We start from the raw sequence: 26,189 nt of genomic DNA, 5'->3' as shown, positions 1-26,189 counted from the left end.
TTGTGCTCGAAAGCTCGCTATATCTTGCAGGAACAATCAGACCGACCCCAGGTGGTCACGGGTCAGCGATCGGGGAGTGTGCGGCATGACGTATGTCGAGGACGAGCTCAACAGCCAGCCCCAGTGCTGGACACGCGCCGCCGAGGAGGCGGCACGGCACGCGGCGGTGCTCCCGGCGGCCGGGGAGCGGGTGGCGGTCGTCGGCTGCGGCACCTCGTACTTCATGGCCCAGTCGGCGGCGGCGCTCCGTGAGGAGGCGGGCCGGGGCGAGACGGACGCCTTCGCCGCCTCCGAGTTCCCGCGGGGCCGCGCGTACGACCGTGTCGTCGCCCTCACCCGCTCCGGCACGACGACGGAAGTCCTGGAACTGCTCGAGCACCTGAAGGGCCGTACCCGCACCGTCGCGCTCACCGCCGACCCGGACACGCCCGTCATGACCGCCGCGGACGACGTGGTCGTGCTCGACTACGCGGACGAACGGTCGGTCGTGCAGACCCGGTTCGCGACCACCGCCCTCACCCTGCTCCGTGCCCACCTGGGGCTGCACACCGAGGCGGTCGTCGCCGACGCCCGCGCCGCGCTCGCGGCCGAGCTGCCCGAAGGGCTCGTGGGGCGCTCCCAGTTCACCTTCCTCGGCCGGGGCTGGACCGTCGGACTGGCCAACGAGGCAGGCCTGAAGATGCGCGAGGCCTCCTTGTCCTGGACCGAGGCCTATCCGGCGATGGAGTACCGGCACGGCCCCATCAGCATCAGCACCGCCTCCACGGTGACCTGGATGTTCGGCGAGGCGCCCGAGGGGCTGGCCGACCAGGTCCGCGACACCGGTGCCCTGTGGATGCCGGGGGACCTCGACCCGCTCGCCGAACTGGTCCGCGCCCAGCGGCTCGCGGTCGCCGTCGCCGACGCCCGAGGCCTCGACCCGGACCGGCCTCGCCACCTCACCCGCTCGGTGATCCTCGCTCCCTGACGCCCGCCCTCCGACGCCCGGGAAGGGAGAGACCGTGCCCCTCGCCACCACCGGCGACCTGATCGCCCGCGCCGCGGCGGAGCGCGCCGCCGTCGCCGCCTTCAACGTCATCACCCTGGAGCACATCGAGGCCGTCGTCGCCGGCGCCGAGTCCGTGCGGACGCCCGTCGTCCTCCAGGTCAGCGAGAACGCCGTGAAGTACCGCTACGGCCGGCTGCTGCCGCTGGCCCGCGCCGCCGTCGCCGCCGCCGAGGGCGCCGCCGTGCCCGTCGCGCTGCACCTCGACCACGTCCAGAGCGACAGCCTGCTGCGCCAGGCTCCGGACGCCGGATTCAGCTCCGTGATGTACGACGCCTCCCGGCTGCCGTACGCCGAGAACCTGACGGCCACCGGGGCCGCGGCCGACTGGGCGCACGCCCAGGGGCTGTGGATCGAGGCCGAGTTGGGGGAGGTGGGCGGGAAGAACGGGGAGCCGCCGCTCGACGCCCACGCGCCCGGAGCGCGCACCGACCCCGCCGAGGCGCGCGCCTTCGTCGCCGACTCCGGCGTGGACGCCCTGGCCGTCGCCGTCGGCAGCTCCCACGCCATGACCACGCGCACCGCCGCCCTCGATCACGACCTGCTCAAGGAACTGGCGGGCGCGCTGGACGTGCCGCTCGTGCTGCACGGCTCCTCCGGTCTCCCGGACGACGAACTCGCCGCGGCGGTCGCGGGCGGCATCAGCAAGGTCAACGTCGGCACCGCCCTCAACCTCGCCATGACCGGCGCGATCCGGGAGTTCCTCGCCGCCCGGCCCGAGGCGGCCGACTCCCGCGGCTATCTCACCGCGGGACGTCAGGCGATGGCGCGGACGGTGGCGGCACTGGCCCAGGTGGTGGCCCGGGCTACTTCCTGACGGCCTTGAGCACGACGAACTTCCGGTCGCTCGCGACCAGTTGGCAGTTGCCGAACAGACGCCGCAGCTTGACGTGGTAGCCCAGGTGCCGGTTGCCGACCACCCACAGCTCACCGCCGGGACGCAGCACGCGCCGTGCCCCGGTGAACATCCGCCACGCCGTGGCGTCGGTCGTCGCCTGGTGCGAGTGGAAAGGCGGGTTGTTGAGCACCAGGTCGACGCCGGCGTCCGGCACCCCCGCCAGCCCGTCGCCGACCCGGAACTCCGCGTGCCCCGCCGCCCCGCTCGCCCTGTACGTCGCCTCCGCCGAGGCCACGGCCTGGAACGACTCGTCGGTGAACAGCACCTCTGCCGAGGGGTCGGCCAGCGCCACCGCGGTACCGACCACGCCGTTGCCGCAGCCCAGGTCCACCACCCGCCGGGCGCGGCCGGCGGGTGGCAGGTGCCGGAGGAGGAACCGGGTGCCGATGTCGAGCCGGTCGGCGCAGAAGACACCGGCGTGGTTGACGACGGTCCGGCCGGAGAGCGTCCCGACGTCGTCGGGGAGCCGGTAGCTGAGCGGCCAGGGGTTGGCGGGCCGCTTCAGCGAGAGGTCGGGCGTGGCGAAGATGAGCCGCGCCTTCTTCTCGGCCAGCGAGGTCCGGGTGGGGCCGACGATCCGCTCGAACAGCCTGAGCGTCGAGGTGTGGATCTCCTTGACCATCCCGGTGCCGACGACGACCGTGCCCTCGTGCAGCGCGGGCGCCAGCCGCAGCAGCTGGTCCTCCAGCAGCGCCAGGCTCTTCGGGACCCGCACCAGCAGCACGTCGACGCGGTCCGGCGGCGGGTCCTGCGTGGTGAGCAGACGCACGGAGCCCGGCTCGACACCGCTCCGCTCCAGGTTGGCGCGGGTCGCCTCCCGCGCGAGGTGGGAGTCGGTGATCTGCACCGGCCGGTGTGCCGCCAGCGCCGTCACCAGCGCCCCCCAGCGGTCGCCGACGACCACGACCGTGCCGGACAGGGGGACCTCCTGCTCCGCGAGGTGCCCGAGCAGATACTCGTCGGAGGCGTCCCAGGCGCGGAGCCGGTCGCGCGGGTCCTCGGGGAAGCGGGTCAGCACGTGCTCGCCCCAGGGAGTGGTCATACGGTCGTCGCGGTCGTTCATCGTGCGTCCAGGCTAGCCGAGCCGCAGCCCGGCCCGTTCCGGGCGCGGTGCCCAGGGACGCGGGCAGGATGGGAGACATGGACGCCGAGCTGTTCCCGAGGTCCCGGGCCGAGGTCGCCCCGGGTGCGGTGCACCTGCCGGACTGGCTGGACGCCGGCCGGCAGCGGGTGCTGCTGCGCGCCTGCCGGGAGTGGGCCCGCCCGCCCGCGGGACTGCGCACCGTCCGCACCCCCGGCGGCGGCACGATGACCGCGCGGCAGGTGTGCCTCGGGTGGCACTGGTACCCGTACGCCTACGCCCGTACCGGCGTCGACGGCGACGGCGCCCCGGTGAAGCCCTTCCCCGCCTGGCTCGGTGACCTCGGCCGCAGGGCGGTGGCCGGCGCACTGGGCGCGGAGGCGGCCACGGCGGCCCCGTACGACATCGCGCTGATCAATTTCTACGACGCCGACGCCCGCATGGGCATGCACCGCGACGCGGACGAGCGGTCCGACGCGCCGGTGGTCTCCCTCAGCCTCGGCGACACCTGTGTCTTCCGCTTCGGCAACCCCGAGACCCGGACCCGCCCCTACACCGACGTCGAGCTGCGCAGCGGCGACCTGTTCGTCTTCGGCGGGCCCTCCCGGCTCGCATACCACGGGGTGCCGAGGGTGTACGCGGGTACCGCGCCGCCCGAGTTGGGGCTCACCGGGCGGCTGAACATCACGCTCCGGGTCAGCGGTCTCCAGCCACCCCGTACCTGAGGATCATGGGAGACTCCCCCTCATGAGCGGCAAGGCGGACCCCCGGGCGGCGGGGCAAGGGACCACCTCGAGGACGCGGCTGGACCGGGGGCGCGGCGCGCTCGGACCCGCGTTGGAGCTCGTGCACACCGGACGCGCGCCCACCCGGGCCGTCCTCACCGCCGAACTCGGCGTCACCCGGGCCACGGCCGGCGCGGTCGCCTCCGAACTGGAGGCGCTCGGCCTGATCCGGGTCGACGCCCGGCCCGGCGCGGCGGCCGGTTCGCAGGGCCGCCCCTCGCACCGCCTCGCGGTCGCCGAGGACGGACCCGTCGCCCTCGCCGCCCAGGTCCACGCCGACGGCTTCCGCGCGGCGCTGGTCGGCCTCGGCGGCCGGATCGTCGCCACCACGCCCGGCTGCGAGGTCATCGACGCCGACCCGGCGAAGGTGCTCGGCTCCGTCGTCGAGGCGGGCGCGGAACTCCTCCGGGAGGCCGGGCGCCGCTGTGTCGGCGCGGGGCTCGCCGTACCGTCCGCCGTGGCGGAGCCGGACGGTACGGCCCTGAACCCGCTGCACCTGGCCTGGCCCGCGGGCGCACCGGTACGCCGGATCTTCGCCGAGCAGGTGCGTGCCGCCGGCATCGACGGCCCCGCCTTCGCTGCGAACGACGTCAACCTCGCCGCTCTCGCCGAGCACCGGCACGGTGCCGGACGCGGCGCCCGCGACCTGTTGTGCGTGGCGACCGGCCACCGGGGCGTCGGCGGCGCGCTCGTCCTCGACGGCCGCCTGCACAGCGGCAGTTCCGGTCTCGCCCTGGAGGTCGGCCATCTCACCGTCAACCCCGAGGGCGGCCCCTGTCACTGCGGCAGCCGGGGCTGCCTGGACGTGGAGACCGACCCACTGGCCTTCCTGACGGCGGCCGGACGCGAGCCCGGACCCGAGGTGTCCCTCCTCCAGCAGTCCAACGACCTGATCCGCGGCCAGTACGCCGACCCGGCCGTCCGCACCGCCACCGAGGCCCTCATCGACCGCCTGGGCCTCGGCCTCGCCGGCCTGGTGAACATCCTCAACCCGGACCGCATCATCCTCGGGGGACTCCACCGCGCGCTGCTCGACGCCGACCCCGGGCGTCTGCGCGCGGTCGTCGCGGACCGCAGCCTGTGGGGCCAGAGCGGAAGCGTGCCCATCCTGCCGTGCAGCCTCGACCACAACAGCCTGGTGGGCGCCGCCGAGCTGGCCTGGCAGCCGGTGCTGGACGACCCCTTGGGGGCGCTGGCTTAGGGCCTGCGGACGATCCCCGTCGTCCAGCCGCGGGTCGGGCGGGCCGCGCGCCGGCACAGGGCGTGCCACCGCGCCGCCCTCGGACTGCCCGGGCCGGTGGGGACGGTCCACCGCCGGCGCCCGCGGGGCCTGGCGGCCGCCCGTGCCCGCGGCCGTCGGGCTGTCGCGGGCCCGCACGGCCGCAGCGGCCCCGGGGGACGGCCCGCGGCAGCGAACGGTCACCGCCCGGTCAGCCGACAACGGCCGGCCGGGCGGGAGTCGGTTGGGGCCTGCCCAGCTCGACGGCGCGCTCGACCTCCGCGAACGCGGCGGCCGGCACCTCCTCGACCAGGCGCCGCGGCGGGCGGGCGGAGACGGGAGGCGCGGTGGCGGCCGTCGGAAGCGTGAACCAGACGACCTTTCCCGACTCACCGTCCGGCCGGGCGCCCCAGCTCTCGCTCATCGCGGCCACCATGGCGAGCCCGCGCCCGCACGTCGCGAGCGGCTCCGCGTCGTCCACCACCGGCAGATGCGGATCGTGGTCGCGCACCGAGACCGTGAGCCGGTCCAGGAGCAGCTCTATCTTCACGGTGCACGTCTTGTCGGGCCGGGCGTGCAGGTGGACGTTGGTCAGCAACTCCGTCACGCCGAGCGCGGCCCGGTCGATCAGGGAATCCATATGCCAGTAGCGCAATTGCGCAGATACGATTCTGCGGACCTGGCCGATCCGCGACGGCAGGGCTTGGAGCTCCACCGTGCAGTGTCTGCTTGGGTGACTGATCACGGCTGCGACTCCCCGACATAGAGGTCCGGAAGAACACGGAGTTCGGATCCAGCAGGGCGTACGCGGCACACCGCCGCCTGCTGTCATGGCCGGCGGGCTGGTTCGCAGCGTTATCGCCGGTAAACCCAGAGTGACGTGAGACCAGCGTGACGCAAGGGGTAGGGCACCGCAACTTACGGACATCTCAGCCGCGGCGCCCGGCCGCCCTGCGCACCGCTTCGATGAAACGGCGGGCCGGGGGCGGCCCCGGCTCGCCCGGCGCGGGGTCCCGCTCACCGAGCGTGAGCAGGTACCGCTTGCCGTTGAGGTCGGCGAGTGCCCGGTCCTCCGGGGCGAACCAGGGCCGGGAGGCGCGCACCGCCTGCACCGGCGCGCTGTCTATCTCGCTGCCGTAGCTGGTGAGCAACTCGAGTCTGCCACCGCTGATCCGGACCGTTCCGGCCCGGGTGAGTGAGCGCAGCCGCTTGCCGATCCGCACCCCCGTGGCCCTGAACTCCGGCTCCGCCATGCCGTCACCCCCTCGTGCGCGTCGGTTGCCGGACCGTGCACCTCGGTGGGCCCGGTACCCGGCTCGTGTCGTGCTGCAGTGTGCGCCCCCGCGGCGGGACCCCGGCCCCGCCCGCTGGCAGTCTGCCCGCACCGCGCGTCGAGCACCAGTGCGCGCCGGCCCTTTCCCGAGGCGGCCGGAGCACTCGCGCGAATGCGCCCCCACCGGTCCGCTCAGGCCGGCCCAGGGGTGCCTTTGAGGCTCCCAAAGGTGTGTTTATGCAGGTGAGAAGCGTGTGGAAGGCGCCTATGATCGAGGCGTCGGCCGCGCCACGCGCCGTCGGCGCGCAGCGTAAGGAGCCCCCTCGTGAGCACCCCCCAGCAGGCCCGCACCGGCGCCACCCTCGACGTCGACCACAGCGACACCGCCTACCGCAGCTGGCTGAAAGAAGCCGTGCGCAAGGTCCAGGCCGACGCCAACCGCTCGGCCGACACCCACCTGCTCCTCTTCCCGCTGCCCGAACGGTGGGGCATCGACCTGTACCTCAAGGACGAGTCGACCCACCCCACCGGCAGCCTCAAGCACCGGCTCGCCCGCTCGCTCTTCCTCTACGGACTGTGCAACGGCTGGATCCGACCGGACCGCCCGGTGATCGAGGCGTCCAGCGGCTCGACGGCCGTCTCCGAGGCCTACTTCGCGAAGCTGGTCGGCGTGCCCTTCATCGCCGTCATGCCCCGCACGACCAGTGCCGAGAAGATCCGCCTGATCGAGTTCCACGGCGGCCGGTGCCACTTCGTGGACGACTCCCGCCGGATGTACGAGGAGTCCGCCCGCCTCGCGGCGGAGACCGGCGGCCACTACATGGACCAGTTCACCTACGCCGAGCGCGCCACGGACTGGCGCGGCAACAACAACATCGCCGAGTCGATCTTCCGGCAGCTGCGGCTGGAGCGGTTCCCCGAACCGGCGTGGATCGTCGCCACGGCCGGCACCGGCGGCACCTCGGCGACCCTCGCGCGCTACGTGCACTACATGCAGTACGACACCCGCATCTGCGTCGCCGACCCGGAGAACTCCTGTTTCTTCGAGGGCTGGACCACCGGCGATCCCGACGTCACCTGCGACTGCGGCTCCCGGATCGAGGGCATCGGCAGGCCGCGGATGGAGCCGAGCTTCGTACCCGGCGCGATCGACCGCATGATGAAGGTGCCGGACGCGGCGAGCGTCGCCGCCGTGCGGGCCCTGGAACGGGCCATCGGCCGCAAGGCGGGCGGCTCGACCGGCACCGGGCTGTGGAGCGCGCTCAAGATCGTCGCCGAGATGGTGGCCGAGGGCCGCCGGGGGAGCGTGGTGACGCTGCTGTGCGACCCGGGGGACCGGTACCTCGACAAGTACTACTCGGACGCGTGGCTCGCCGAACAGGGCCTCGACATCGGACCGTACACGGCGGCGATCGACTCCCTGCTGCACACGGGCGCGTGGCCGACCTGACCCACGGCCCACGGGTTCACCCCGCATGCCGACCCCACGGGCCCACCCGTGGGCCCCGGCCCCGACCCGGGCCCACTGACCCGGGCGCAGGGTCCCGACCCCCGGGCCCGGCTCCCGGCACGGCGGCCTCCGTGGGCGCGTGAGTGAGGGTCTCCGGCCGGTGGCCGTCCGGTCCGGGGGCCCTCGGACGCCGGGGCGGGGATGTGCGGGGCCCGGCCTGCGGGTCGCGGGCGCGTCACCAACGCTCCGGCCGGCGGTCGTCCGTTCCGCGGCCTTCGGGCACCGAGCCCGCGGCTGGCGGCCCCCGCTCCCGGGCGCGGGGACGGGGCGTCGGCCTCCGGGGTGCGGCCGTTCCGGGCCACCGGCTCCGCGCTACCCCCGGGTGAGCCGCCGGTCCAGTGACGTGACCGCGTTGCGGAAGGCCCGCCCCAGTCCTGGACGCGCGCGGCCCAGCACGAAGCGGAACGGTGCCGTTCCGTCCGCGGCGAACGTCCACCGCACGCGGGTGCCGCTCCCGGCCGGCGTCAGCCGCCACTCCTCGACCATCGCCCGGGCGCCCGGAGCGTTGGTGACGTCGACGCGGTAGGCGTACACCTCGGGCCCGTGCGCCGCCAGCACGGTCTCCAGGAAGCGCGTACCGCCCCTGAGCCGGATCTCGCGCCCCGCTCCCTCCCCGATGGGCCGGGCGAGCGTCACCGCCGAGAACCACGCGGTCCACCCCGGCACGTCCTCGGCGAGCGCGCGGAAGACCGCGTCCGGAGCGGCGGAGACCTCCCGTGCGAAGACCAGACGTACGGGGGCCGTCTCGACGAAGCCGAGACCCACCGGACGCAGACGGCGAGCCATGGGCACAACCCCCTCGTGCGAAGCCGCGGACGCGGACGATCGGCCGGGAGGCGTCACGATAGCCGGGGGTGCGCCGGGTGTCAGCGGGGCCCGGGCCGGTCAGCGACGCCCACCGGGGTCATTCGCCCGGGTCCGGCTCGCCCGTCACGACCAGCCGCAGGTGCTCAGCGATCTCCGCGCGTGCCTCCGCCGGCAGGCCGGCGTCGGTCACCAGCGTGTCCACCTGCTCCAGCGCTGCGAACGAACTCAGGCCCACGACACCCCACTTGGTGTGGTCGGCGACCACCACGACCCGCCGCGCCGACTGCACCAGCCGCCGGTTGGTCTCGGCCTCCGCGAGGTTCGGCGTCGACAGGCCCGCCTCGGCCGATATCCCGTGCACGCCGAGGAACAGCACGTCGAAGTGGAGCGCCGCGATCGCCCGGTCGGCGACCGGCCCCACCAGTGAGTCGGAGGGCGTGCGCACCCCGCCCGTGAGCACCACGGTGGCCGCGCCCTGCCGCACCCCCGAGGTGCGCTGCGCCGCGTGGAACACGTCCGCCACCCGCACCGAGTTGGTGACCACCGTCAGGTCCGGCACGTCCACCAGCCGGTGCGCCAGCGCGTACGTGGTCGTACCGCCCGACAGGGCGATCGCGGCGCCCGGCGCGACCAGCTCCGCCGCGGCCCGCGCGATGTCCTCCTTGGCGGTCGGCTCCAGTCCCGACTTGGCCTCGAACCCCGGCTCGTGCGTGCTCGCCTCGGCCACCGGGACCGCGCCACCGTGCACCTTCTCCAGCACGCCCTGCCGGGCCAGCGCGTCGAGATCGCGGCGGACCGTCATGTCCGACACGCCGAGCTTGCGGGTCAGTTCGTTGACCCGGACACCGCCCCGGCGGCGCACCTCGTCGAGGATGAGGGCGCGGCGCTGCTCCGCGAGGAGGTTCGAGTTCTCACTCACGTACGCTCCGGTCCTTTCGCCGCACAACCGTCCACCACGCCCGGCGCACCCTCCCGGGAGCCTCGACTCCGCTCGGCCGGGGAACCCCGTCCGACGACGAGTTCTCCCCGCTCCGGTACGCGGGCGTCCCATCCTCGCACGCCCCGCCACGGGCCGCGCCACCGCCTGCCTGTCGCGCGCATGTCACCAACTGCCCGTCCCGGCGTCACCGGCCACACGGATCGGGGAGATTCCGTGCCGGGGGGTGTACGCCGGCCTCCCAGCGGAGATCCTTGTGCCCCACGGACAACAGCCGACGTCGCGTCACGGGGGAGAGCGGACAGTGGAACAGGCACAGGACCGAGCCGGGACGGGCGGACGGGACGCCCCCGGACCGGGCGACGGGAGAGACGGGAGAACCGGCACCGCGCTGGAACTCCTGGTGCACGGAGTGGGCGGCACGACACCCGCCGAGATGCTGGACGACCCCCGCACCGTGCGGATGACCGGCGACCACATCGCGGCCGTCTTCCGGCGCGCCGAGGACGCCGACGCCGAGACGCGACCCGAGGACTACCGGGGCCGGCCGGTGCCCGAGGCCTACGTCTGGTGCAACCTCACCTCCGGCAACGGAAGCCGCGCCCTGTGGCTGCTGCTCCTGCCGTTCATGGTGGTCAACCTCGCCCACTGGATGCGTCCCTCCACACACGGCCGGATCCGGACGGTCCGCCTGTACGGGCTGCTGGTCCGGCTCGCGGGACTGACCCTCACGGTCCTGCTGGTCGCCGCGGCCTGCGAGGTGGCGATCGACCTCCTGGCCTGGCAGTGCGCGGGCACGCGCGCGTGTGCCGAGCGGCACTCCTGGCTGGGCTTCCTGTCACCCGTGATGTCGGACGGCGGCTGGTGGAGCGCGCCCGGCCGCAGGCTCGCCCTCGCGGCCGTGGTGCCCGCCGCGCTCACCGGCCTGCTGTGGTACCTGTCGCTGCGCACCTGGCGGGCGTACGAGTCCCAGCAGCCGATGGACCGCACCCTCGAACCCGAGAAGGACCCGAGCCGCACCGCCCTGGGCCGGCCCGGATTCTGGTACGGGCGCCGCCTCGTGGCCCGGCTGCGCGCCGCGCACACCGCCGCCGGGCTGCTGACGGTCGCCGCGGCGGTCGGGGAACCGGCGGCCCGCTTCGACCGCAGGCCGGGCGGACCCGCGCTGCTCGACGTGCTGGGATGGCTCCTGCCGGCGGCGCTGGCCACCGGCACGGCCGCCGTGGTCGCCGTGGTCTGCCGCCGGGGCCGCAGCGAGAACCACCTCGACCGGCAGCTCGACCAGCACCTCGTACGACGTCTGCCGCTCGCCGCCCTCGCCCTGCTCGCCCTCGTCCTGGTGTACGGCGGCTGGGCCCGTCCCGCGTGGACGTCGGCGGGCCGGCTGCCGGGGGACATGACCTTCGGCGGCATCGCCCTGGTGCAGGGCCTGCTGGTGATCGCCCTCGCCGTGGTCGCCCACCTGCTCCACCGGGGCCTGCCCGACGCCCGCGCCGCGATCCGCGGCCTCGGCGGACCCGCCGTCGCCATGCTGGCCTGCGCGCTGGGCGGCGTGATGTCCGGCGGCGTCGCCCAGCGGGTGTCGGACTGGCTGGACGGCAACGGCACGTCCATCGACGGCCCGCCCGTCCTGCTGACCTGGCAGGCGTCCGTCATCCCGCCGCTGCTCGTCGTGGTGCTGCTGCTCGGCGCCGCCCTCGCCCGGCACACCTGGCGCCTCGCCCGCGCCGAACGGGCCGTGGTGGAGGGCGACCACCCCGGGGAGGCCGGCGACCCGGGACGTACCCGGCGTATCGCCTTCACCCGCGCCGCGGCGACCCTCACCGACCGGGCGCCGCTCCTCGTCGCCGTCACCTCCGCCGCCACGCTGCTGGCGGGCGCCGGAGCCCTGGTGGGTGCCCTGACGACCGACCGGGTGCCCGCCGACGCCGCGCGCGGGACGTACGCCTTCGTGCACGGCGCGGCGCAGACCGCGCAGGCCCTGGGCTCCTGGCTCATCGGCTTCGGCTTCGTCCTGTTCGTCACCTGGGGCAGGCGCGCCTACAAGGACGCCTCCGCGCGGCGCACCATCGGCATCCTGTGGGACGTCGGCACCTTCTGGCCGCGCGCCGCCCACCCCTTCGCGCCGCCCTGCTACGCCGAGCGCGCGGTGCCCGACCTGACCTGGCGGATGGCGACCTGGACCCGTGCCACGGGCGGGCGACTGGTCATCTCCGGGCACTCGCAGGGCAGCGTCCTCGCCGCCGCGGCGGCCTGGCAACTGGAGCCGTCCGCCCGTAAACGGGTCGCGCTCCTCACCTACGGCTCCCCGCTGGAGCGGCTGTACGGCCGCTGGTTCCCGGCCCACTTCGGACCGGCCGCGCTCGCCTCGCTGCACGAGGAGGTCGACTGCTGGCGCAACCTGTACCGGCGCACCGACCCCATCGGCGGTCCGATGCGGCTGCCCGGCGACTGCGGGCCGGCGGTGGACCGCGCCCCCCTCAAGGATCCGCTGACCTACGGCCGCACCGAACTCCACCCGCTGCCCGCGCCGATCCTGGGCCACTCCGACTACCAGGCGGACCCGGCCTTCGCCGAGGAACGGCAGCGCCTGCTGGCCCGGCTGCGCCCGGAGGTACCGGCGCCACGCCACACCGCCGGGCCGGAGCCCGTGCCGGCGGCGGACGACGGTCCCGAGGCCTGCTAGGGCCTGTCGTCCGGTCAGGCCGCAGGAAGGCGACGGAGCCTGTCAGCGCCGGTGAGCGGGGTCCGGTGCGTGCAGTCGCAAGGCGGAGGAGGGAGTGGACGCGGAGCGTCGGCGAGTGACGCCGCAGATGTGCGTGCCAGACCCCGCGTCCGCGGCATGATCCGGACGACAGGCCCTGGGGCACGAGGCCCGCCGGAGCGGGCTGCCGGACCCGCGCGGCTCCGGCAGGCCGCCCTACGGCAGCTCCGGCAGATCCTCGGCGTACAGCAGGGTCAGCTCGTCCGTGCTGGGGTCGGCGAGTTGGGCGACCCTGCTCGCATGCCGTTCCACCATGGCCTCGAAGGTCTGCCGGGCGGTACGGCCGTTGCCGAAGGCCGGGCCCTTGGGGATCGCCGTGAAGTACTGCCTCAACGCCTCGGCCGCGCCCGGCGCCAGCCGGTACTCGTGCTCGTCGGCCTGCTGTTCCACGATCCGCAGCAGCTCTTCGGGCCCGTAGTCGCCGAAGGTGATGGTCCGCGAGAAACGCGACGCGACCCCGGGGTTGACCGACAGGAAGCGCTCCATCTCCGCCGTGTAGCCCGCGACGATCACCACCACCGAGTCCCGCTGGTCCTCCATCAGCTTCACCAGCGTGTCGATGGCCTCCTTGCCGAAGTCCCGGCCCGCGTCCTCGGGGGAGAGCGCGTACGCCTCGTCGATGAACAGCACACCGCCGTGCGCCCGCTGGAACGCCTCCTGGGTGCGGATCGCCGTGGAGCCGATGTGCTCGCCGACCAGGTCCACCCGGGACACCTCGACGAGGTGCCCCTTGTCCAGCACCCCGAGGGAGGCCAGGATCTCGCCGTACAGCCGGGCGACCGTCGTCTTGCCGGTGCCGGGGGAACCGGTGAAGACCAGGTGCCGTTTGACCGACGCGGCCTTCAGGCCCGCCTCCCGGCGGCGCCGGCCCACCTCGATCATGTCGGTCAGGGCCCGCACCTCGCGCTTGACGCTGTCCAGCCCGACCAGCGCGTCCAGCTCACCCAGGACGGCCTTCGAGGTCCGCGCCGGGTCCTGCGGGCCGGCGCCCGCGATCAGGGGCTCCTGCTCGGTGCTGCGCTGCCCGGGGATGGACCCCAGCAGACCGGGGGACCGGCCCACCCTCTGCACGGCCGGTTCCGCTGACGCGGGTGGCGTCAGACCGCCGCTCTCGTCGCTGGTGCAGTCCTCGACGAGCGGGCCGGAGTCGTGTGCGGCGTCCGGACCGCCGTCGGCGAACTCGTAGCCACCGCGTGCGCACCGCTCCGTGCGGCACTTCCGCAGCGTCGTACGGCAGCCGTCGATGACGTGGAACCCGTAGCCGGCGCTGCCGGTCACCCGGCAGTTCAGGAAGCTGCCGCGGCCTCCGGCCGACACGTACACCCCCGCCTCGGTGGGCGAGTCGACCGTGCAGCGCTCGATCGTGGGGTCGGCGCCCTTGGTGACGATCACGCCGGTGCGGTTGCCGTCCAGGGTGCAGTTGTTCAGGGTGCCGCCGCTGCCGTGGTCGCGGAACCAGGCGCCCGTGGCCGCGTCCCGGATGCGGCAGTCGTCGAGCTGTGCGGTGGCGCCGTCGCTCACCGACACGGCCGTGTTGCGCACCTGCGACAGATCGCTGTCGACGACGTCGGCGCGCGAACCGCGGTCCAGGACGAAGAGCGCGTCCGGTACGTCGTGGACCCGGCAGGAGTCGAGCACCGCGGTGGCGCCGTCGCTGACCCAGACCGCCGGATAGTCGCCCGTGCTGTCGAAGATCTCGCACTGGTTGGCGTCCACCCGCGTGCCCGGGTCCCACACCGACAGTCCGTTGCGCCCGAACTGCCGCACGGAGGTGCGGGTCAGGGTGAGCACGGAGCGGGAGCGCAGGTCGACAGCGTTCTCCGGGATGTCGTGGATCCGGCAGTCGGCGAGCGTGAGCACCGCGTCGGTGTCGAGCGTGACGCCGTCGGCGGTGGTGCGGTGCACGTCGCAGTCGGTCAGGTGGGCGGTGGCCCGGCCGGTGATCTGCACACCGCTGCCCCGCACCTCGTAGACCTCGCAGCCCACGGCCTCCAGCGCGGAGCCGTCGCCCGTCGCCGTCAGGCCGGAACCCGCGGCGTGATGGATCCGGCAGCGCTCCAGCCGGGGGTGCGCGCCGGAGCGCACCGCGACGCCCGCCTGGCCGGCCGAGACGACCTCGCACTCCTCGAACACGCCGCCCCCGCCGTCGAGGACGGCGATGCCGATGCCGGCCGGATTGTCGACGGTGCAGCGCCGCACCGTCGGTCGCGCGCTCCCGCGCACTTCTATCCCGGAGGCGGAACGCGCGACCACCCGGAGGTTCAGCAGCTCCGGCGTGCCCTCCTCGACGAGCACCGCGGGCGCCGCCGCGTCCTGGCCCTCCACGTGCAGGTCCTGGACCACCGCCGAGGCGCGCACGGTCAGCGGCACCCCGTCGACGGGCGCGATCCGCACCGAACCCTGGGCCCCCTCGGGTCCGCGCAGGGTCACCGCCCGCTGGACGACGAGGTTCTCCCGGTAGGTGCCGGGAGCGACGGTGAGCACGTCACCGTCTGCCGCGGCCTCCAGGGCGGCGGCGAGCGATGCGTACTCACCTGTGCGGCGCCGCCACCGCGAGGTACCGGTGTGCGTCACCTGGACCGTGCCCTGTGCCATGGCGTTGCTCTGCCCCCACCTCGTCGTACGCGGGTTGTCACCGATTGGTTCGGCCGGTCCACCGTAGCGTGCGCGTCGGTGGTGAGTTGACCGGAGGCGCAAGCCGTCAGATGCCCGTGCCCGTCCTGCCCCAGTCCGGTCCGGCCCGGTCCCATTCCTGTTCCAGACGGGCGTACCGGCGGCGGACCAGGCGCCGGACGATGATCCGGCGGCCGGTCTCGAGCAGGGCCGCGGCCACCAGGGCGGCGCCGAACCCGGCGAGCACGGCGTGCGTCGTGGCGGTCGCCGAGTCCAGCGGGCGGGCCACCAACCGCCCCTGCGCGTCCGTCCATATCGCGAAGCGGTCGCCGATGCGCGGGTCGTCGAGGCCCGTCGGCACGGGACCCTCGTGCTCGGAGCCGTCCGGCGCGGTCCAGCGGGCGTGGACACGGCTGCGCTGGTCCGCCGAGGAGGCGCTCTCCGGGTCGAAGCCCCGCACCGGACGCTCCAGTGCACGCAGTACGGTGGCCGTCACCCGGTGCCGGGACTCGTGCTGGTCCCGCACCGACCGCTCCAGGGCGTCCCGCGCCACGTCGCCCACCAGCACGCCGGCCAGGGGCGCCAGGGAGAGGATCAGCAGCAGTGTCCCCAGGGCCACCCACGCCTCGACCAGGTCGGTCGCCCGGCACAGCGGATTGTGCCGCCAGCGCCAGAGCCCTTTGATCGCCCGCACGCCCCGGACCCCCTTCCCGCTCCCACCGCCCCCGCTCGAGCCGTTCACGCGCGAGCCGGTCGGGAAGAGGGCGCCGCCTGTCCTGGTGGCGTCCCCGCCGGTCCTCTCATGAAGCTCTCATGCAGCCCAACGCCCGGGCCGTGGAACCGGTTCCCGGGCGGAGTCCCGCACCAGCGGCACCGTCACTCGATGATCCGCACCGGGTCGCCGATCCGGACCGTGCCGCGGCCGACCGGCACCAGGTTCTGCCCGAAGACCAGCTTGCCGTTGAGGCGTCGGTGCCGGCCGAGGCTGTGCAACGGCTCCCTGCCGCGCTCGGTGGTGCCCTGGTCGGTGGTGGTCACCACGCACCGTCCGCACGGCTTGGCGACCCGGAAGGCGACCTCGCCGACGGCGATGCGCGACCAGTCGTCCTCGGCCCAGGCGTCGGTGCCGGAGACGACCACGTTGGGACGGAAGCGGTTCATGGGCAGCGGGCCCTCCTCCGCGTGCTCGCCGCCCGCGATCAGGGAGTTGAGGGCGTCGAGGGAGGCCGTCGTCGTGAGCAGGAGCGGAAAGCCGTCGGCGAAGGTGACGGTCTCGCCCGGCAGCGCGTACTCGGGGTCCACGGGCCTGCGCGTGGCGGGATCGTCCAGGTGCACCAGGCGCACGTCGGCGCCGAGGAACGCGCTGCACCAGGCGTGCGCGGCGTCGTCCTGCGCGGGGAGCGCCTCGACCTTGTCGCGGAAGAGCTGTGCCACGACGGTGTCCGCCGGGCGCGGGACCGGCACCGTGAGCGGCTCCCGGCCGGGCGCGGACAGCCGGACGCCGCCGCCGGGCAGGAGCTCGGCGGCGGCCAGGGCGAGGCGCGGCTGCTGGCGTTGCGTGACGACCTTTCCCCCGTCGTCGATCAGCATCCAGCGGCGGTCTCCGGCCAGCCCCCAGGGCTCCACGACGGCTTCCCGGAGCGGCAGACTCCGGAAAGCCTTGACCGGATGGACGTGAATCGACTGCAGTCGCGCATTCCCCATGGAGTCATCGTGCCAGGTGGCACCGGCAACCCGGGGGACGGCTCAGTAGCCGCGGTACTGCTGCTGGTTGTACGGATCCTGGTGCGGCGCCGGGGCGGGCCGGGGAGCCGCGGGGCGCATCGCCTCGTACCCCGCCGGGCCGGCGGCGGCCGGGCGGGGCTGCTGCGGCTGCTGGGGGCCCGGGTACCCGCGTGGTGCCGTCGCCTGGTGCGGGATGTACGCGGCGGGAGCCTGCTGCAGCGGGGCGGGCTGCGGCGCCTGCTGCGGGTAGCCGTAGGACGGTTGGGAGGGGGCCGCCGGGAGGGCGGGCAGGGCCGACGGGAGCGCCGGCAGATGGCTGCCCGGCGCGTCGTACGCGGCGGGGACCCGGATCGGGGCGATCTGCGGGGTGCCCCGCTCGGCCACGAGTGAGTCGTAGATCGGAGTGTCCGGGAAGGAGGCGGAGTAGTAGCCGCCGCCATAAGTGGAGCGGGGGGAGGTCATGGCACATAAGTTAAGCCCACGATGTGCTGGTTGGGGAGTCCGATAAGAGGGTTGTTTTCCGTGTCGGCGGTGACCCGGCATCCCCAATGCGAGCGAACTCGGCAAAATGGGGCGCCGTAACCGGTGATCTTGCGGTAAAGGCCGAGTTCCGGGCGGGTTACCGGGGGTTGTGCGGTCGTCCTCCCGTGCTCCTCGCGGGAGGCGTGCGGCCGAGGGGAATAGGTTGGGGCGGGGAATTCGACGAACCGCCGGGACGTGGCCTGGCCCGGTGACACGTGATGGGGGCGTACATGCCAATGCGGAAAGGATCGAACACCCCGGTGCCGACGGCGGCCCTGCGGGTCGAACTGGGCTGGCGGTCCGGCCCCGGCGTGCCCGACGCGGACGCCTCGGCTCTGCTCCTGAGGGGCGGGAAGGTCCGTTCCGACGCGGACTTCGTCTTCTACAACCAGCCGGCGCACTCCTCCGGCGCGGTCCGCCACGAGGGCAAGCGGGACGCCGGCGGCCGGGTGACCGACAGCCTGCTCGTCGACCTCACACGCGTGGAGCCCGCGATCGAGACCGTGATCCTCGCCGCCTCCGCCGACGGCGGGACGTTCGGGCAGGTCCCGGACCTGTACATCGAGGTCCGCGACGCCGTGCGGAACACCGTGGTGGCCCGCTTCGACGACCCCGGCGCGACCGTCGAAACGGCCTTCGTGCTCGGCGAGTTCTACCGTCGTCAGGGCGCCTGGAAGTTCCGCGCCGTCGGCCAGGGCTACGACAGCGGGCTAGCGGGCCTGGCCACGGACTACGGCATCACGGTGGACGAGCCGCAGCAGGCGCCCCCGGCCGCCCCGCCGGCCCCCACGGTCACTCCGCCCCCGTCATCACCTCCCGCGGCCGTACAACCCTCGCCACCTCCCGCGGCCGTGCGGCCCCCCGCACCCCCTGCGGCCGCACCGTCCCCGGCGCCCTCGGCGGCCGCACCATCCCCGCCCCCGGCCGTGACCCGGCCGGCCGCCGCACCGCCGCCCCCGCCGTCGCCCTCCACCGAGCCGGTCCGCCTCACCAAGGTCACGCTCACCGAGGCGGCACCCTCCGTCTCGCTGACCAAGCAGGGCGGCACCTCGGGCACCATGCGCGTGAACCTCGACTGGCAGGTGCGCAAGCAGTTCTCCGGCTGGATCCGCAAGCTGGGCCGCCCGGTCGCCCCGCACGACGACCTCGACCTCGACCTGTGCTGCCTGTACGAACTCTCCGACGGCAGCAAGGGCGTCGTCCAGGCCCTCGGCAACGCCTTCGGGTCCCTGCACCGGCCGCCGTTCATCCACCTCGACGGCGACGACCGCACCGGCGCCGTGCCGACCGGCGAGAACCTCACCGTCAACCTCGACCACCAGCGGTACTTCCGGCGCATCCTCGTCTTCGTGACCATCTACGAAGGGGCGCGCTCCTTCGCCGGCCTGCACGCCACGGTCACCCTCCAGCCGCAGTACGGCGCCCCGGTCGACTTCTCGCTCGACGAGTGCACGGTCCCCTCCACGGTGTGCGCCCTCGCCCTGATCACCCACACCGGAAGCGAGCTCGTCGTCCAGCGCGAGGCCCGCTACCTGGTGCCCGAGCGCGGCGTGAGCCCGCAGCGCACGGTCGACCACGCCTACGGATGGGGCATGAACTGGACGCCCGGCCGGAAGTGAACCGCACCGGGCGGGCCCTCAGCCCTCGTCGGGCACGACGTCCGGACGGGCGTAGGTACGGCCCTTCCAGGCCGCACCGCGCCCCCGGTGATGCTGCACCGCGGAGTCGACCGTCATCAGCAGGTACAGGAACGCGGTGAACGGCAGCAGCGGAGCGAGCCACAGCGGCTGCCGGTAGTAGCGCAGCATCGGCACGTACGTCCCGGCCATCACCAGCCACGCGGCCCCACCGAGGACGGCCGCCGCCGCACTGCCCGTCGCCGCGCCCACGACGGCCGCCGCCGGCGGCACCAGGTACACCAGCGCCAGACCGACGACCGTCCCGGCGAGCACCAGGGGGTTGTGCCGCAGTTGCGCGTACGCGCTGCGTGAGACCATCCGCCACAGGTCACGCAACCGCGGATACGGGCGCACGCTGTCCACCCGGTCGGCCAGTCCCAGCCAGACGCGCCCGCCGCCGCCCTTGACGGCCCGGGCGAGGGCCACGTCGTCGATGACCGCGTGCCGGATCGCGTCCGGGATCCGCGCCCGCTCGGCGGCGTCGGCGCGCAGCAGCACACAACCGCCCGCGGCTGCCGCCGTACCCGGCCCCTTCCTCCCGCCGCGGTCCCTGCCGATCCACCGGAACGGGTACAGCTGCGCGAAGAAGTAGACGAAGGCCGGCACCACGAGCCGCTCCCACACGCTCTCCACCCGCAGCCGGGCCATCTGGGAGACGGCGTCGAAGCCGCCGGTGCGGGCCGCCGACACGAGCCGGCGCAGACTGTCCGGGGCGTGGGCGATGTCGGCGTCCGTCAGCAACAGGTACTCGGGTCCCCGCGCGCGTGCCAGGCCGATGCCGTGCCGCACCGCCCAGAGCTTGCCCGTCCAGCCGGCGGGCGGCTCCCCGGGCGAGGCCACGGTGAGCGGCACCCCCTCCTGCCGCCGGGCCAGCTCCCACGCCAGCTCCCCCGTGCCGTCCGTGCTGCCGTCGTCGACCAGGAAGACCTCCACCCGCCCCGGATAGTCCTGGGCCAGCAGCGACGGCAGGCTCGCGGGCAGCACCGCCGCCTCGTCACGCGCCGGGACGACCACGCACACGGACGGCCAGGCGTCCACGTCCCCGCAGGCCGGCAGCCTGACGTCCGTACGCCAGAAGAAGCCACGGGCGAGCAGCAGCCACAGCCAGGCGGCGAGGGACAGGGCGGACACGACGGTCACGGCGGAAGTCCACGCATCGGCGCTCACGTGCGCAGTCTGCCCCACGACACCGGCCCGCAGCGGCGCATCGTCTATGGTGGCCGGGTGAAGATCGCGCTCATGGACTCCGGAATCGGTCTGCTGGCGGCCACCGCAGCGGTACGGCGCCTGCGACCGGACGCCGATCTCGTTCTCTCCCTGGACCCCGACGGCATGCCCTGGGGCCCGCGCACGCCCCAGGACCTGACCGTCCGGGCCCTCGCCGTCGCCGAGGCCGCCGCCGCCCATCGGCCGGACGCCCTGATCATCGGCTGCAACACCGCCACGGTGCACGCGCTGCCGACCCTGCGCGCCCGGCTCGAGCCGGGCCTGCCGGTCATCGGCACCGTCCCGGCGATCAAGCCCGCCGCGGCCGGCGGGGGGCCGGTGGCCATCTGGGCGACGCCCGCCACCACCGGCAGCCCCTACCAGCGCAATCTCATCGACGAGTTCGCCGGCGGTGCGGCGGTCACCGAGGTGCCGTGCCACGGACTCGCCGAGGCCGTCGAGCACGCGGACGAGACCGCGATCGCCGACGCCCTCGCCGCCGCGGCCGCCCTGACGCCCGCGGACGTGACGACCGTCGTCCTGGGCTGCACCCATTACGAGCTCGTCGCCGAACGCATCCGCGCCGCCGTGCAGCGTCCCGGCGGGCCGCGCCTCGTCCTGCACGGCTCCGCCGGCGCGGTCGCCGCACAGGCGCTGCGCCGGATCGGAGCCCGGCCCGACCCCGGGGCCCCGGCCGAGGGCACCCTCACCGTGCTGCTGAGCGGACGCGAGGGCACGCTGCCCACGCCCGCGCTGGCCTACGACGAGGGCCGGCTGCTGCGAGCGGTCATGCCCGCCCGCTGACCGGCGGGCGCGCCCGGTCGGCCCACTCACGCCGCGTGACGAGGTACCCGCGCGGCGAATCGTGAGTAACCTCTTGTCCATGAGGCATCGCCACGGCGAGACCACCCCCGAGCCCGACGTGTGGACCGGACGTGCCACCAGCCGGGTCCAATGGTTCCTGGCGCTCATCGGCGCCGCCTGTCTGGCCCTCGGCATCGCGCTGGCCGTCGACTCCGCCTGGGAGTCCGGCGTCGCCCCGCTGGCCATGGCGGTCGTCGGCTGCATCGCCGCGGGACTGCTGGTCCTCTTCGGCACGCTGGCGTTCGTGCACGTCGCGCTGAGAGTCGACCGGGAATGCCTCGAAGTACGCTGCGGCCACATCGGCGTGCCCCGTCGCCGCATCCCCCTCTCGCACGTCGCCGGGGCCGAGTTCGCCCCGCACGTCACCCCCCGCCAGTGGGGTGGCTGGGGCTACCGCTGGCGGCCGGAGAAGGGCACCGCGGTCGTCGTGCGGCGCGGGGAGGGCGTGATCCTTCGGCTGTGGGACGGCCACACGTTCACGATCACCGTCGACGACGCCGAAGCGGCCGTACAGGTCATCAAGGACCGGCTGCGTCCGAAGGCACCCGGTCCGGCGCGCTGAGCGCACCGGCAGCCCCTCACCCACCGTGCGCGGCCCGCGGCCCCCGCCGGCAGCGCGAGCGGGCCGACGGGCACACCGGCGCTGACCCGACGGGCCCGCGCCGCCCGGCCGGGTCGTGCCGCGTCCCGGGCCCGGCGCACCCTGACCGGAAGGCCGGCGGATCGGGGACCGCTCCGCACCCGGGTGTGCCGAGACGACGCGGCACCGGCCGCCCACGCCTCACGCCTTCCCGGCCGTCCTCGGACCGCGCTGTCGGCGGCGCGGTCACTCGCCGTACACTCCGGGGGGTGACAGCCACCGCAACCTCCGTCGGCGAGCCGGACCGGACGAAGCCGCAGACCACACCCCCTTCGCGCGTCGCCGCGCGGCTCCTGCGCCTCCTCCCGGCCGCCGCGGCCGCGCTCTCCGGAGTGCTGCTCTACGTCAGCTTCCCGCCGCGCACCCTGTGGTGGCTGGCCCTGCCCGCCTTCGCCGTCTTCGGCCGGGTGCTGCGCGGGCGCGGCTGGAAGGCGGGCCTCGGCCTCGGTTATCTCTTCGGTCTCGGCTTCCTGCTGCCGCTGCTGGTGTGGACCGGTGTGGAGGTCGGCCCCGGCCCCTGGATCGCCCTGGCCGCGATCGAGGCGCTCTTCGTCGCGCTGGTCGGCGCGGGCGTCGCCGCGGTGTCGAAGCTGCCGGCCTGGCCGGTGTGGGCGGCGGCGTTGTGGACCGCCGGAGAGGCGGCACGCGCGCGTGTGCCCTTCGAGGGCTTCCCCTGGGGCAAGATCGCGTTCGGACAGGCGGACGGGGTGTTCCTGCCGCTCGCCGCGGTCGGCGGCACGCCGGTCCTCGGCTTCGCGGTCGTCCTGTGCGGCTTCGGCCTCCACGAGGCCGTGTGTCTGGCGGCCCGGGCACGCCGCACCGGAGGGACACGGCGGAGCGCGGCGGCGGTCGCCCTCCTCAGTGTCGCCGTACCCGTCGTCGGCGCCGTCGCCGCCCGGCCGCTGGTCAGCGACGAGGCGGAGGACGGTACCGCGACCGTCGCGGTGATCCAGGGCAACGTCCCGCGCGCCGGCCTCGGCTTCAACGCCCAGCGGCGAGCCGTACTCGACTACCACGCGCGCGAGACGGAACGTCTGGCCGCCGAGGTGAAGGCCGGCAGGGCCGACCAGCCGGACTTCGTGCTGTGGCCGGAGAACTCCTCGGACATCGACCCCTTCGCCAACACCGACGCACGCCTCGTCATCGACCGCGCCGCCAAGGCCATCGGCGCTCCCGTCTCGGTCGGCGGCGTCGTGGAACGCGACGGCAGGCTCCTCAACGAGCAGATCCTGTGGGACCCGGTCAAGGGCCCCGTCGACACCTACGACAAGCGGCAGATCCAGCCGTTCGGCGAGTACCTGCCGCTGCGCTCGCTCATCGGGGCGATCAACGACGACTGGACCTCCATGGTCAGCCAGGACTTCAGCCGCGGCACCGAACCGGGTGTGTTCACCCTGGCCGGAACCCAGGTCGGCCTCGTCACCTGCTACGAGGCCGCCTTCGACTGGGCGGTGCGCTCCGAGGTCACCGACGGCGCCCAGATGATCTCCGTACCCAGCAACAACGCGACGTTCGACCGCAGCGAGATGACCTACCAGCAGCTCGCCATGTCCCGCATCCGCGCGGTCGAGCACAGCCGGACCGTCGCTGTCCCGGTGACCAGCGGCGTCAGCGCGGTCATCATGCCGGACGGGAGGATCACCCAGAAGACCGGCATGTTCGTGGCGGACTCCCTGGTGCAGGAGGTGCCCCTGCGCTCCTCCCGGACGCCCGCCACCCGGCTGGGCGTGGTGCCCGAGATCGCCCTGGTGCTGGTCGCGGCCGGCGGACTCGGCTGGGCCGTCGGGGCCGGTGTGCGCGGGCGACGCGCCCGCGGTGTGTAGCGGTACGCCCGCCGCACGCCCCGTGACATCGCCGGAAGGTGCCCGACCGGCCCGTTAGGGTCGTGCGCATGGCTACTCCCGACTTCATCCGTGACCTGCGCGCCTCGGCCGGTCACCAACTGCTCTGGCTCCCCGGAGTCACCGCCGTCGTCTTCGACGACGCGGGCCGGGTGCTCCTGAACCGGCGGTCCGACAACCGGCGCTGGTCACTCATCGGCGGCATTCCGGAACCGGGGGAGCAGCCCGCGGCCTGCGCCGTGCGCGAGGTCGAGGAGGAGACGGCCGTACGGTGCGTCGTCGAACGCGTGGTCCTCGTCCAGGCGCTGAACCCGGTCACCTACGGCAACGGTGACGTCTGCCAGTACATGGACATCACCTTCCGCTGCCGAGCCGTCGGCGGGGAGGCCCGGGTCAACGACGACGAGTCGCTGGAGGTGGCCTGGTTCGACGTGGACGCCCTGCCGGACATCAAGGAGTTCGGGCACGCCAGGGTCAAGCAGGCGCTGACGGACGCCCCCACATGGTTCGACCCCACAGGTACCGGCTGAAGCATGGGGCGTGCCCACATGGGGTGAGGGACACGCGCTGCCCAGGGCCGGGACAGGACCTCGCCCGGCCTTCTCCCGGCCCCCACGCCTCTCGCTCGGCCTCGACGGCCGTACCGCGCCCTCGTCACCGGCGCGGCCGGCGGTATCGGCCGTGCCTGCGCGCTGCGGCCGGCCGCCGCCGGGGCCAGGGGCAGCGCGGTCGACGGGGACGCCGCAGGCCGGACCAGCCCCTCCGCAGCGGCTCGGGCTCCACATGCTGCTGACAGGCGACCCGTTCGGCCGCGGTGATGCGGTCGACCGGGGCTTGGACGAGCGGTCCCCGGAGCGGTGCGGGAATGCCCGCCCGAGCACCCGACCCGCCACACGACGCCGATCCCCGGTGAGGAATACTCTCCCGATGAGTCCACGCTCTTCCCTGACCAGCCGGCCGATCACGATACGGAGGGCCGTCGCGCGGGATGCCACACGGCTCACGCGGCTCGTGCGTCGCTCAGGCGCCTACCGGGGTGAGTACGCGGCCGCAGTCGCGGGCTACCGGGTCGGTCCTGATTACATCGAGGCCCACCGCGTCTTCGTGGCCGTCGGCGCTGACGAGCATGGAAGCCGGGTCCTCGGGTTCTATTCGCTCGTCCTGGTGCCACCGGAGCTCGACCTGTTGTTCGTTGCCGACGAAGTGCAAGGACGGGGTATTGGGCGGCTGCTCGTGGCGCACATGCAGTCCGAGGCCCGTGCCGCCGGGGTCGACCGTCTCAAGGTCGTGTCGCATCTTCCCGCCGTGGACTTCTACCACCGTGTGGGTGCGGTGCGGACCGGGACCGTGCTTGCGAACCCGCCCGCTGTGCCGTGGGACCGCCCCGAACTCGAGTTCCGCGTTCCTCCGGAATGAAGCGGTGTGCCCGTTGGCGAGACGCCGGCTTCACCTGCATGGCGGTCGGCACGCAGGAGCCGCTGGACGCCGCACGCTCCGTGTGTGCCGTCGCCTCTGCCTTGGCCGGGCAATCGCCTGTGCCGACGGCCTTCCCCGGCGGCTCCCTCGCCGACGCGGAGCCGGCGCGGTCCGCGTGCCGGCTTCGCGATGCCCCGCTACGACCGAGGCGCCACCGCCGGCCGCATGCCGATCGCGGCTCCGGTGACGCGTACCCGCGGATCGCCGGTGACCAGGTCGACCTCCAGCAGTGACGGGCGACCCATGTCGTGGCCCTGGTGGAGGGTGAGCCTCGCGTCCGCCGGGACGAGGGCCAGGTCGCGGGCGTAGGCGCCGAACGCCGCGGCCGCGGCGCCCGTCGCGGCGTCCTCGACCACGCCGCCGACCGGGAACGGGTCGCGGACATGGAAGACGGTCGGCGTTTCGCGCCACACCAGTTGCACGGTCGTCAGGTCGAGCCGTTGCATCAGCCGCAGCAGCCGGTCGAAGTCGTAGTCCAGGTCGGCCAGTCGCTCGCGGGTCGCGGCCGCGAGGACCAGGTGGCGCACGCCCGCGAAGGCGATCTTCGGAGGCAGGGCGGCATCGAGCTCGCCGGCCTGCCAGCCGAGCGCCGCCAGGGCCTCGGTCACATCGGCCGGGGCGACGTCGTGCACATGGGGCTCGACGCTCGTGAGGGTGGCCTTGAACACGCCGTGCTCTTCGCGGACGGTGACGGGCACGTGGCCCGCGGCGGTGTGGAAGTCGAAGTCGCCCTCGCCGAGGCGTTCGCCGAGCGCCACCGCGGTGGCCACGGTGGCGTGGCCGCAGAAGCCCACTTCCGCCTTGGGGCTGAAGAAGCGCAGCGTGAACGACCGACCGCCGTCCGGGTCGGGCCCGGGGGTGACGAAGGCGGACTCCGAGTAGCCGAGTCCGGCGGCGATCGTCACCATCTCGGCGTCGTCGAGGGAGGAGGCGTCCAGGACGATCCCGGCCCCGTTGCCACCGGTCGGGCTGGTGGTGAAGGCGGTGTAGTGCAGCACCTCGGCGGTCAGGGGGTGGGCTGGTTCGGTCGCGGTGGTCTTCGGCGGGTTCGCCACGGTCGGTCGTCCTCTCCTGTGGGGCTTCTTGCGGCCTGCCGGGTGACAGACCCGGTCAGTTTCCCTCCACGGCAGGGGTGTTTGCTCGGCGGCGGGCGGCGGGCGGCGGGCGGCGGGCGGCGGGCGGCGGGCGGTGAGCGCGAGCGGGGCGCCGGACGCGAAGGCCGCCCGCGGCGCGTTCCCGTCGACCGCCGGCGCCGCCCGCAGTCGGTCGCCCGCGGTCTGCCGGTCCGCGAGCCGGGCTCCGAC

General features: G+C 74.3%; 23 protein-coding genes. 12 read left to right on the top strand and 11 right to left on the bottom strand.

Annotated features, from left to right (window positions below; all coding sequences use genetic code 11):
- The first annotated feature begins 85 nt into the window (after positions 1–85).
- On the top strand, positions 86–967 hold the full coding sequence (locus KUM32_RS18085) for an SIS domain-containing protein (RefSeq protein ID WP_217142949.1): 882 nt from the start codon (positions 86–88) through the stop codon (positions 965–967).
- A gap of 34 nt (positions 968–1,001) precedes the next feature.
- Positions 1,002–1,862, top strand: coding sequence for a class II fructose-bisphosphate aldolase (locus KUM32_RS18080; RefSeq protein WP_217142948.1), 861 nt, complete (start codon positions 1,002–1,004; stop codon positions 1,860–1,862).
- On the opposite strand, the gene KUM32_RS18075 is transcribed toward KUM32_RS18080, so the two are convergent.
- On the bottom strand, positions 1,852–2,985 hold the full coding sequence (locus KUM32_RS18075) for a methyltransferase (RefSeq protein ID WP_217142961.1): 1,134 nt from the start codon (positions 2,983–2,985) through the stop codon (positions 1,852–1,854). The two genes, KUM32_RS18080 and KUM32_RS18075, sit on opposite strands and share 11 nt — an antisense overlap.
- A 98-nt stretch (positions 2,986–3,083) precedes the next feature.
- Here KUM32_RS18075 and KUM32_RS18070 point away from each other — a divergent pair, with 98 nt between their 5' ends.
- A complete protein-coding gene (locus tag KUM32_RS18070) occupies positions 3,084–3,749 on the top strand; it encodes an alpha-ketoglutarate-dependent dioxygenase AlkB (protein ID WP_217142947.1) in 666 nt (221 codons plus the stop codon).
- Between the two features lie 22 nt (positions 3,750–3,771).
- Entirely contained in the window at positions 3,772–5,010 is a 1,239-nt protein-coding gene (locus KUM32_RS18065; RefSeq protein WP_217142946.1) for an ROK family protein, read from the top strand.
- A 229-nt stretch (positions 5,011–5,239) separates the two neighbouring features.
- Here KUM32_RS18065 and KUM32_RS18060 read toward each other — a convergent pair whose 3' ends face one another.
- Entirely contained in the window at positions 5,240–5,743 is a 504-nt protein-coding gene (locus KUM32_RS18060) for an ATP-binding protein (RefSeq protein ID WP_374227529.1), read from the bottom strand.
- A 214-nt stretch (positions 5,744–5,957) separates the two neighbouring features.
- Complete coding sequence (locus KUM32_RS18055; RefSeq protein ID WP_217142944.1) at positions 5,958–6,281, bottom strand: hypothetical protein; 324 nt, start codon at positions 6,279–6,281, stop codon at positions 5,958–5,960.
- Positions 6,282–6,626: 345 nt separating this feature from the next.
- Between KUM32_RS18055 and KUM32_RS18050 the strand changes: the two genes are divergently transcribed.
- Positions 6,627–7,751 carry a PLP-dependent cysteine synthase family protein gene (locus tag KUM32_RS18050; protein ID WP_217142943.1) on the top strand — a complete coding sequence of 375 codons (1,125 nt, stop codon included), beginning with the start codon at positions 6,627–6,629 and terminating at the stop codon, positions 7,749–7,751.
- A 372-nt stretch (positions 7,752–8,123) separates the two neighbouring features.
- Here KUM32_RS18050 and KUM32_RS18045 read toward each other — a convergent pair whose 3' ends face one another.
- Positions 8,124–8,597 carry an SRPBCC family protein gene (locus tag KUM32_RS18045; RefSeq protein ID WP_217142942.1) on the bottom strand — a complete coding sequence of 158 codons (474 nt, stop codon included), beginning with the start codon at positions 8,595–8,597 and terminating at the stop codon, positions 8,124–8,126.
- A gap of 118 nt (positions 8,598–8,715) precedes the next feature.
- Positions 8,716–9,537 carry a DeoR/GlpR family DNA-binding transcription regulator gene (locus KUM32_RS18040; RefSeq protein WP_217142941.1) on the bottom strand — a complete coding sequence of 274 codons (822 nt, stop codon included), beginning with the start codon at positions 9,535–9,537 and terminating at the stop codon, positions 8,716–8,718.
- A 322-nt stretch (positions 9,538–9,859) separates the two neighbouring features.
- On the opposite strand from KUM32_RS18040, the gene KUM32_RS18035 reads away from it, so the two are divergent.
- Complete coding sequence (locus KUM32_RS18035; RefSeq protein WP_217142940.1) at positions 9,860–12,241, top strand: hypothetical protein; 2,382 nt, start codon at positions 9,860–9,862, stop codon at positions 12,239–12,241.
- Between the two features lie 234 nt (positions 12,242–12,475).
- On the opposite strand, the gene KUM32_RS18030 is transcribed toward KUM32_RS18035, so the two are convergent.
- From KUM32_RS18030 to KUM32_RS18015, 4 genes are all read right to left on the bottom strand, one after another.
- Complete coding sequence (locus KUM32_RS18030; protein ID WP_217142939.1) at positions 12,476–14,914, bottom strand: right-handed parallel beta-helix repeat-containing protein; 2,439 nt, start codon at positions 14,912–14,914, stop codon at positions 12,476–12,478.
- Positions 14,915–15,020: 106 nt separating this feature from the next.
- Positions 15,021–15,626: a hypothetical protein gene (locus KUM32_RS18025; RefSeq protein ID WP_217142938.1), complete on the bottom strand. Its 606-nt coding sequence runs from the start codon at positions 15,624–15,626 to the stop codon at positions 15,021–15,023.
- A 182-nt stretch (positions 15,627–15,808) separates the two neighbouring features.
- A complete protein-coding gene (locus KUM32_RS18020) occupies positions 15,809–16,636 on the bottom strand; it encodes an MOSC domain-containing protein (protein ID WP_217142937.1) in 828 nt (275 codons plus the stop codon).
- 42 nt (positions 16,637–16,678) lie between these two features.
- Positions 16,679–17,119 carry a DUF6643 family protein gene (locus tag KUM32_RS18015; protein ID WP_217142936.1) on the bottom strand — a complete coding sequence of 147 codons (441 nt, stop codon included), beginning with the start codon at positions 17,117–17,119 and terminating at the stop codon, positions 16,679–16,681.
- Positions 17,120–17,415: 296 nt separating this feature from the next.
- Between KUM32_RS18015 and KUM32_RS18010 the strand changes: the two genes are divergently transcribed.
- Positions 17,416–18,798: a TerD family protein gene (locus KUM32_RS18010; RefSeq protein ID WP_217142935.1), complete on the top strand. Its 1,383-nt coding sequence runs from the start codon at positions 17,416–17,418 to the stop codon at positions 18,796–18,798.
- 18 nt (positions 18,799–18,816) lie between these two features.
- Here the strand turns inward: KUM32_RS18010 and KUM32_RS18005 are convergent, their stop codons facing one another.
- Positions 18,817–20,043 carry a glycosyltransferase gene (locus KUM32_RS18005; RefSeq protein WP_217142934.1) on the bottom strand — a complete coding sequence of 409 codons (1,227 nt, stop codon included), beginning with the start codon at positions 20,041–20,043 and terminating at the stop codon, positions 18,817–18,819.
- Between the two features lie 39 nt (positions 20,044–20,082).
- Between KUM32_RS18005 and KUM32_RS18000 the strand changes: the two genes are divergently transcribed.
- The 5 genes from KUM32_RS18000 (at position 20,083) to KUM32_RS17980 (ending at position 24,825) form a co-directional block, all read left to right on the top strand.
- The gene (locus KUM32_RS18000) at positions 20,083–20,868 is read left to right on the top strand and encodes a glutamate racemase (protein ID WP_217142960.1); all 786 of its coding nucleotides are present in this window, start codon (positions 20,083–20,085) and stop codon (positions 20,866–20,868) included.
- A gap of 79 nt (positions 20,869–20,947) precedes the next feature.
- Positions 20,948–21,490, top strand: coding sequence for a hypothetical protein (locus tag KUM32_RS17995; protein WP_217142933.1), 543 nt, complete (start codon positions 20,948–20,950; stop codon positions 21,488–21,490).
- 287 nt (positions 21,491–21,777) lie between these two features.
- Complete coding sequence (lnt, locus tag KUM32_RS17990; RefSeq protein ID WP_217142932.1) at positions 21,778–23,391, top strand: apolipoprotein N-acyltransferase; 1,614 nt, start codon at positions 21,778–21,780, stop codon at positions 23,389–23,391.
- A gap of 68 nt (positions 23,392–23,459) precedes the next feature.
- Positions 23,460–23,939 carry an NUDIX domain-containing protein gene (locus KUM32_RS17985; protein WP_217142931.1) on the top strand — a complete coding sequence of 160 codons (480 nt, stop codon included), beginning with the start codon at positions 23,460–23,462 and terminating at the stop codon, positions 23,937–23,939.
- Between the two features lie 397 nt (positions 23,940–24,336).
- Complete coding sequence (locus KUM32_RS17980) at positions 24,337–24,825, top strand: GNAT family N-acetyltransferase (RefSeq protein ID WP_217142930.1); 489 nt, start codon at positions 24,337–24,339, stop codon at positions 24,823–24,825.
- A gap of 197 nt (positions 24,826–25,022) precedes the next feature.
- On the opposite strand, the gene KUM32_RS17975 is transcribed toward KUM32_RS17980, so the two are convergent.
- On the bottom strand, positions 25,023–25,940 hold the full coding sequence (locus KUM32_RS17975; RefSeq protein WP_217142959.1) for a PhzF family phenazine biosynthesis protein: 918 nt from the start codon (positions 25,938–25,940) through the stop codon (positions 25,023–25,025).
- Positions 25,941–26,189 lie beyond the last annotated feature (249 nt).

This window comes from Streptomyces sp. AC627_RSS907, assembly GCF_019049165.1.
This window is presented reverse-complemented; position numbering and strand designations above follow the sequence as displayed.

Bases quoted from the DNA above. Each gene is read 5' to 3' on its own strand.
- KUM32_RS18085 (WP_217142949.1), top strand. From the start codon at position 86: ATGACGTATGTCGAGGACGAGCTCAACAGCCAGCCCCAGTGCTGGACA.
- KUM32_RS18075 (WP_217142961.1), bottom strand. From the start codon at position 2,985: ATGACCACTCCCTGGGGCGAGCACGTGCTGACCCGCTTCCCCGAGGAC.
- KUM32_RS18070 (WP_217142947.1), top strand. From the start codon at position 3,084: ATGGACGCCGAGCTGTTCCCGAGGTCCCGGGCCGAGGTCGCCCCGGGT.
- KUM32_RS18065 (WP_217142946.1), top strand. From the start codon at position 3,772: ATGAGCGGCAAGGCGGACCCCCGGGCGGCGGGGCAAGGGACCACCTCG.
- KUM32_RS18055 (WP_217142944.1), bottom strand. From the start codon at position 6,281: ATGGCGGAGCCGGAGTTCAGGGCCACGGGGGTGCGGATCGGCAAGCGG.
- KUM32_RS18045 (WP_217142942.1), bottom strand. From the start codon at position 8,597: ATGGCTCGCCGTCTGCGTCCGGTGGGTCTCGGCTTCGTCGAGACGGCC.
- KUM32_RS18030 (WP_217142939.1), bottom strand. From the start codon at position 14,914: ATGGCACAGGGCACGGTCCAGGTGACGCACACCGGTACCTCGCGGTGG.
- KUM32_RS18020 (WP_217142937.1), bottom strand. From the start codon at position 16,636: ATGGGGAATGCGCGACTGCAGTCGATTCACGTCCATCCGGTCAAGGCT.
- KUM32_RS18015 (WP_217142936.1), bottom strand. From the start codon at position 17,119: ATGACCTCCCCCCGCTCCACTTATGGCGGCGGCTACTACTCCGCCTCC.
- KUM32_RS18010 (WP_217142935.1), top strand. From the start codon at position 17,416: ATGCGGAAAGGATCGAACACCCCGGTGCCGACGGCGGCCCTGCGGGTC.
- KUM32_RS17995 (WP_217142933.1), top strand. From the start codon at position 20,948: ATGAGGCATCGCCACGGCGAGACCACCCCCGAGCCCGACGTGTGGACC.
- KUM32_RS17985 (WP_217142931.1), top strand. From the start codon at position 23,460: ATGGCTACTCCCGACTTCATCCGTGACCTGCGCGCCTCGGCCGGTCAC.
- KUM32_RS17980 (WP_217142930.1), top strand. From the start codon at position 24,337: ATGAGTCCACGCTCTTCCCTGACCAGCCGGCCGATCACGATACGGAGG.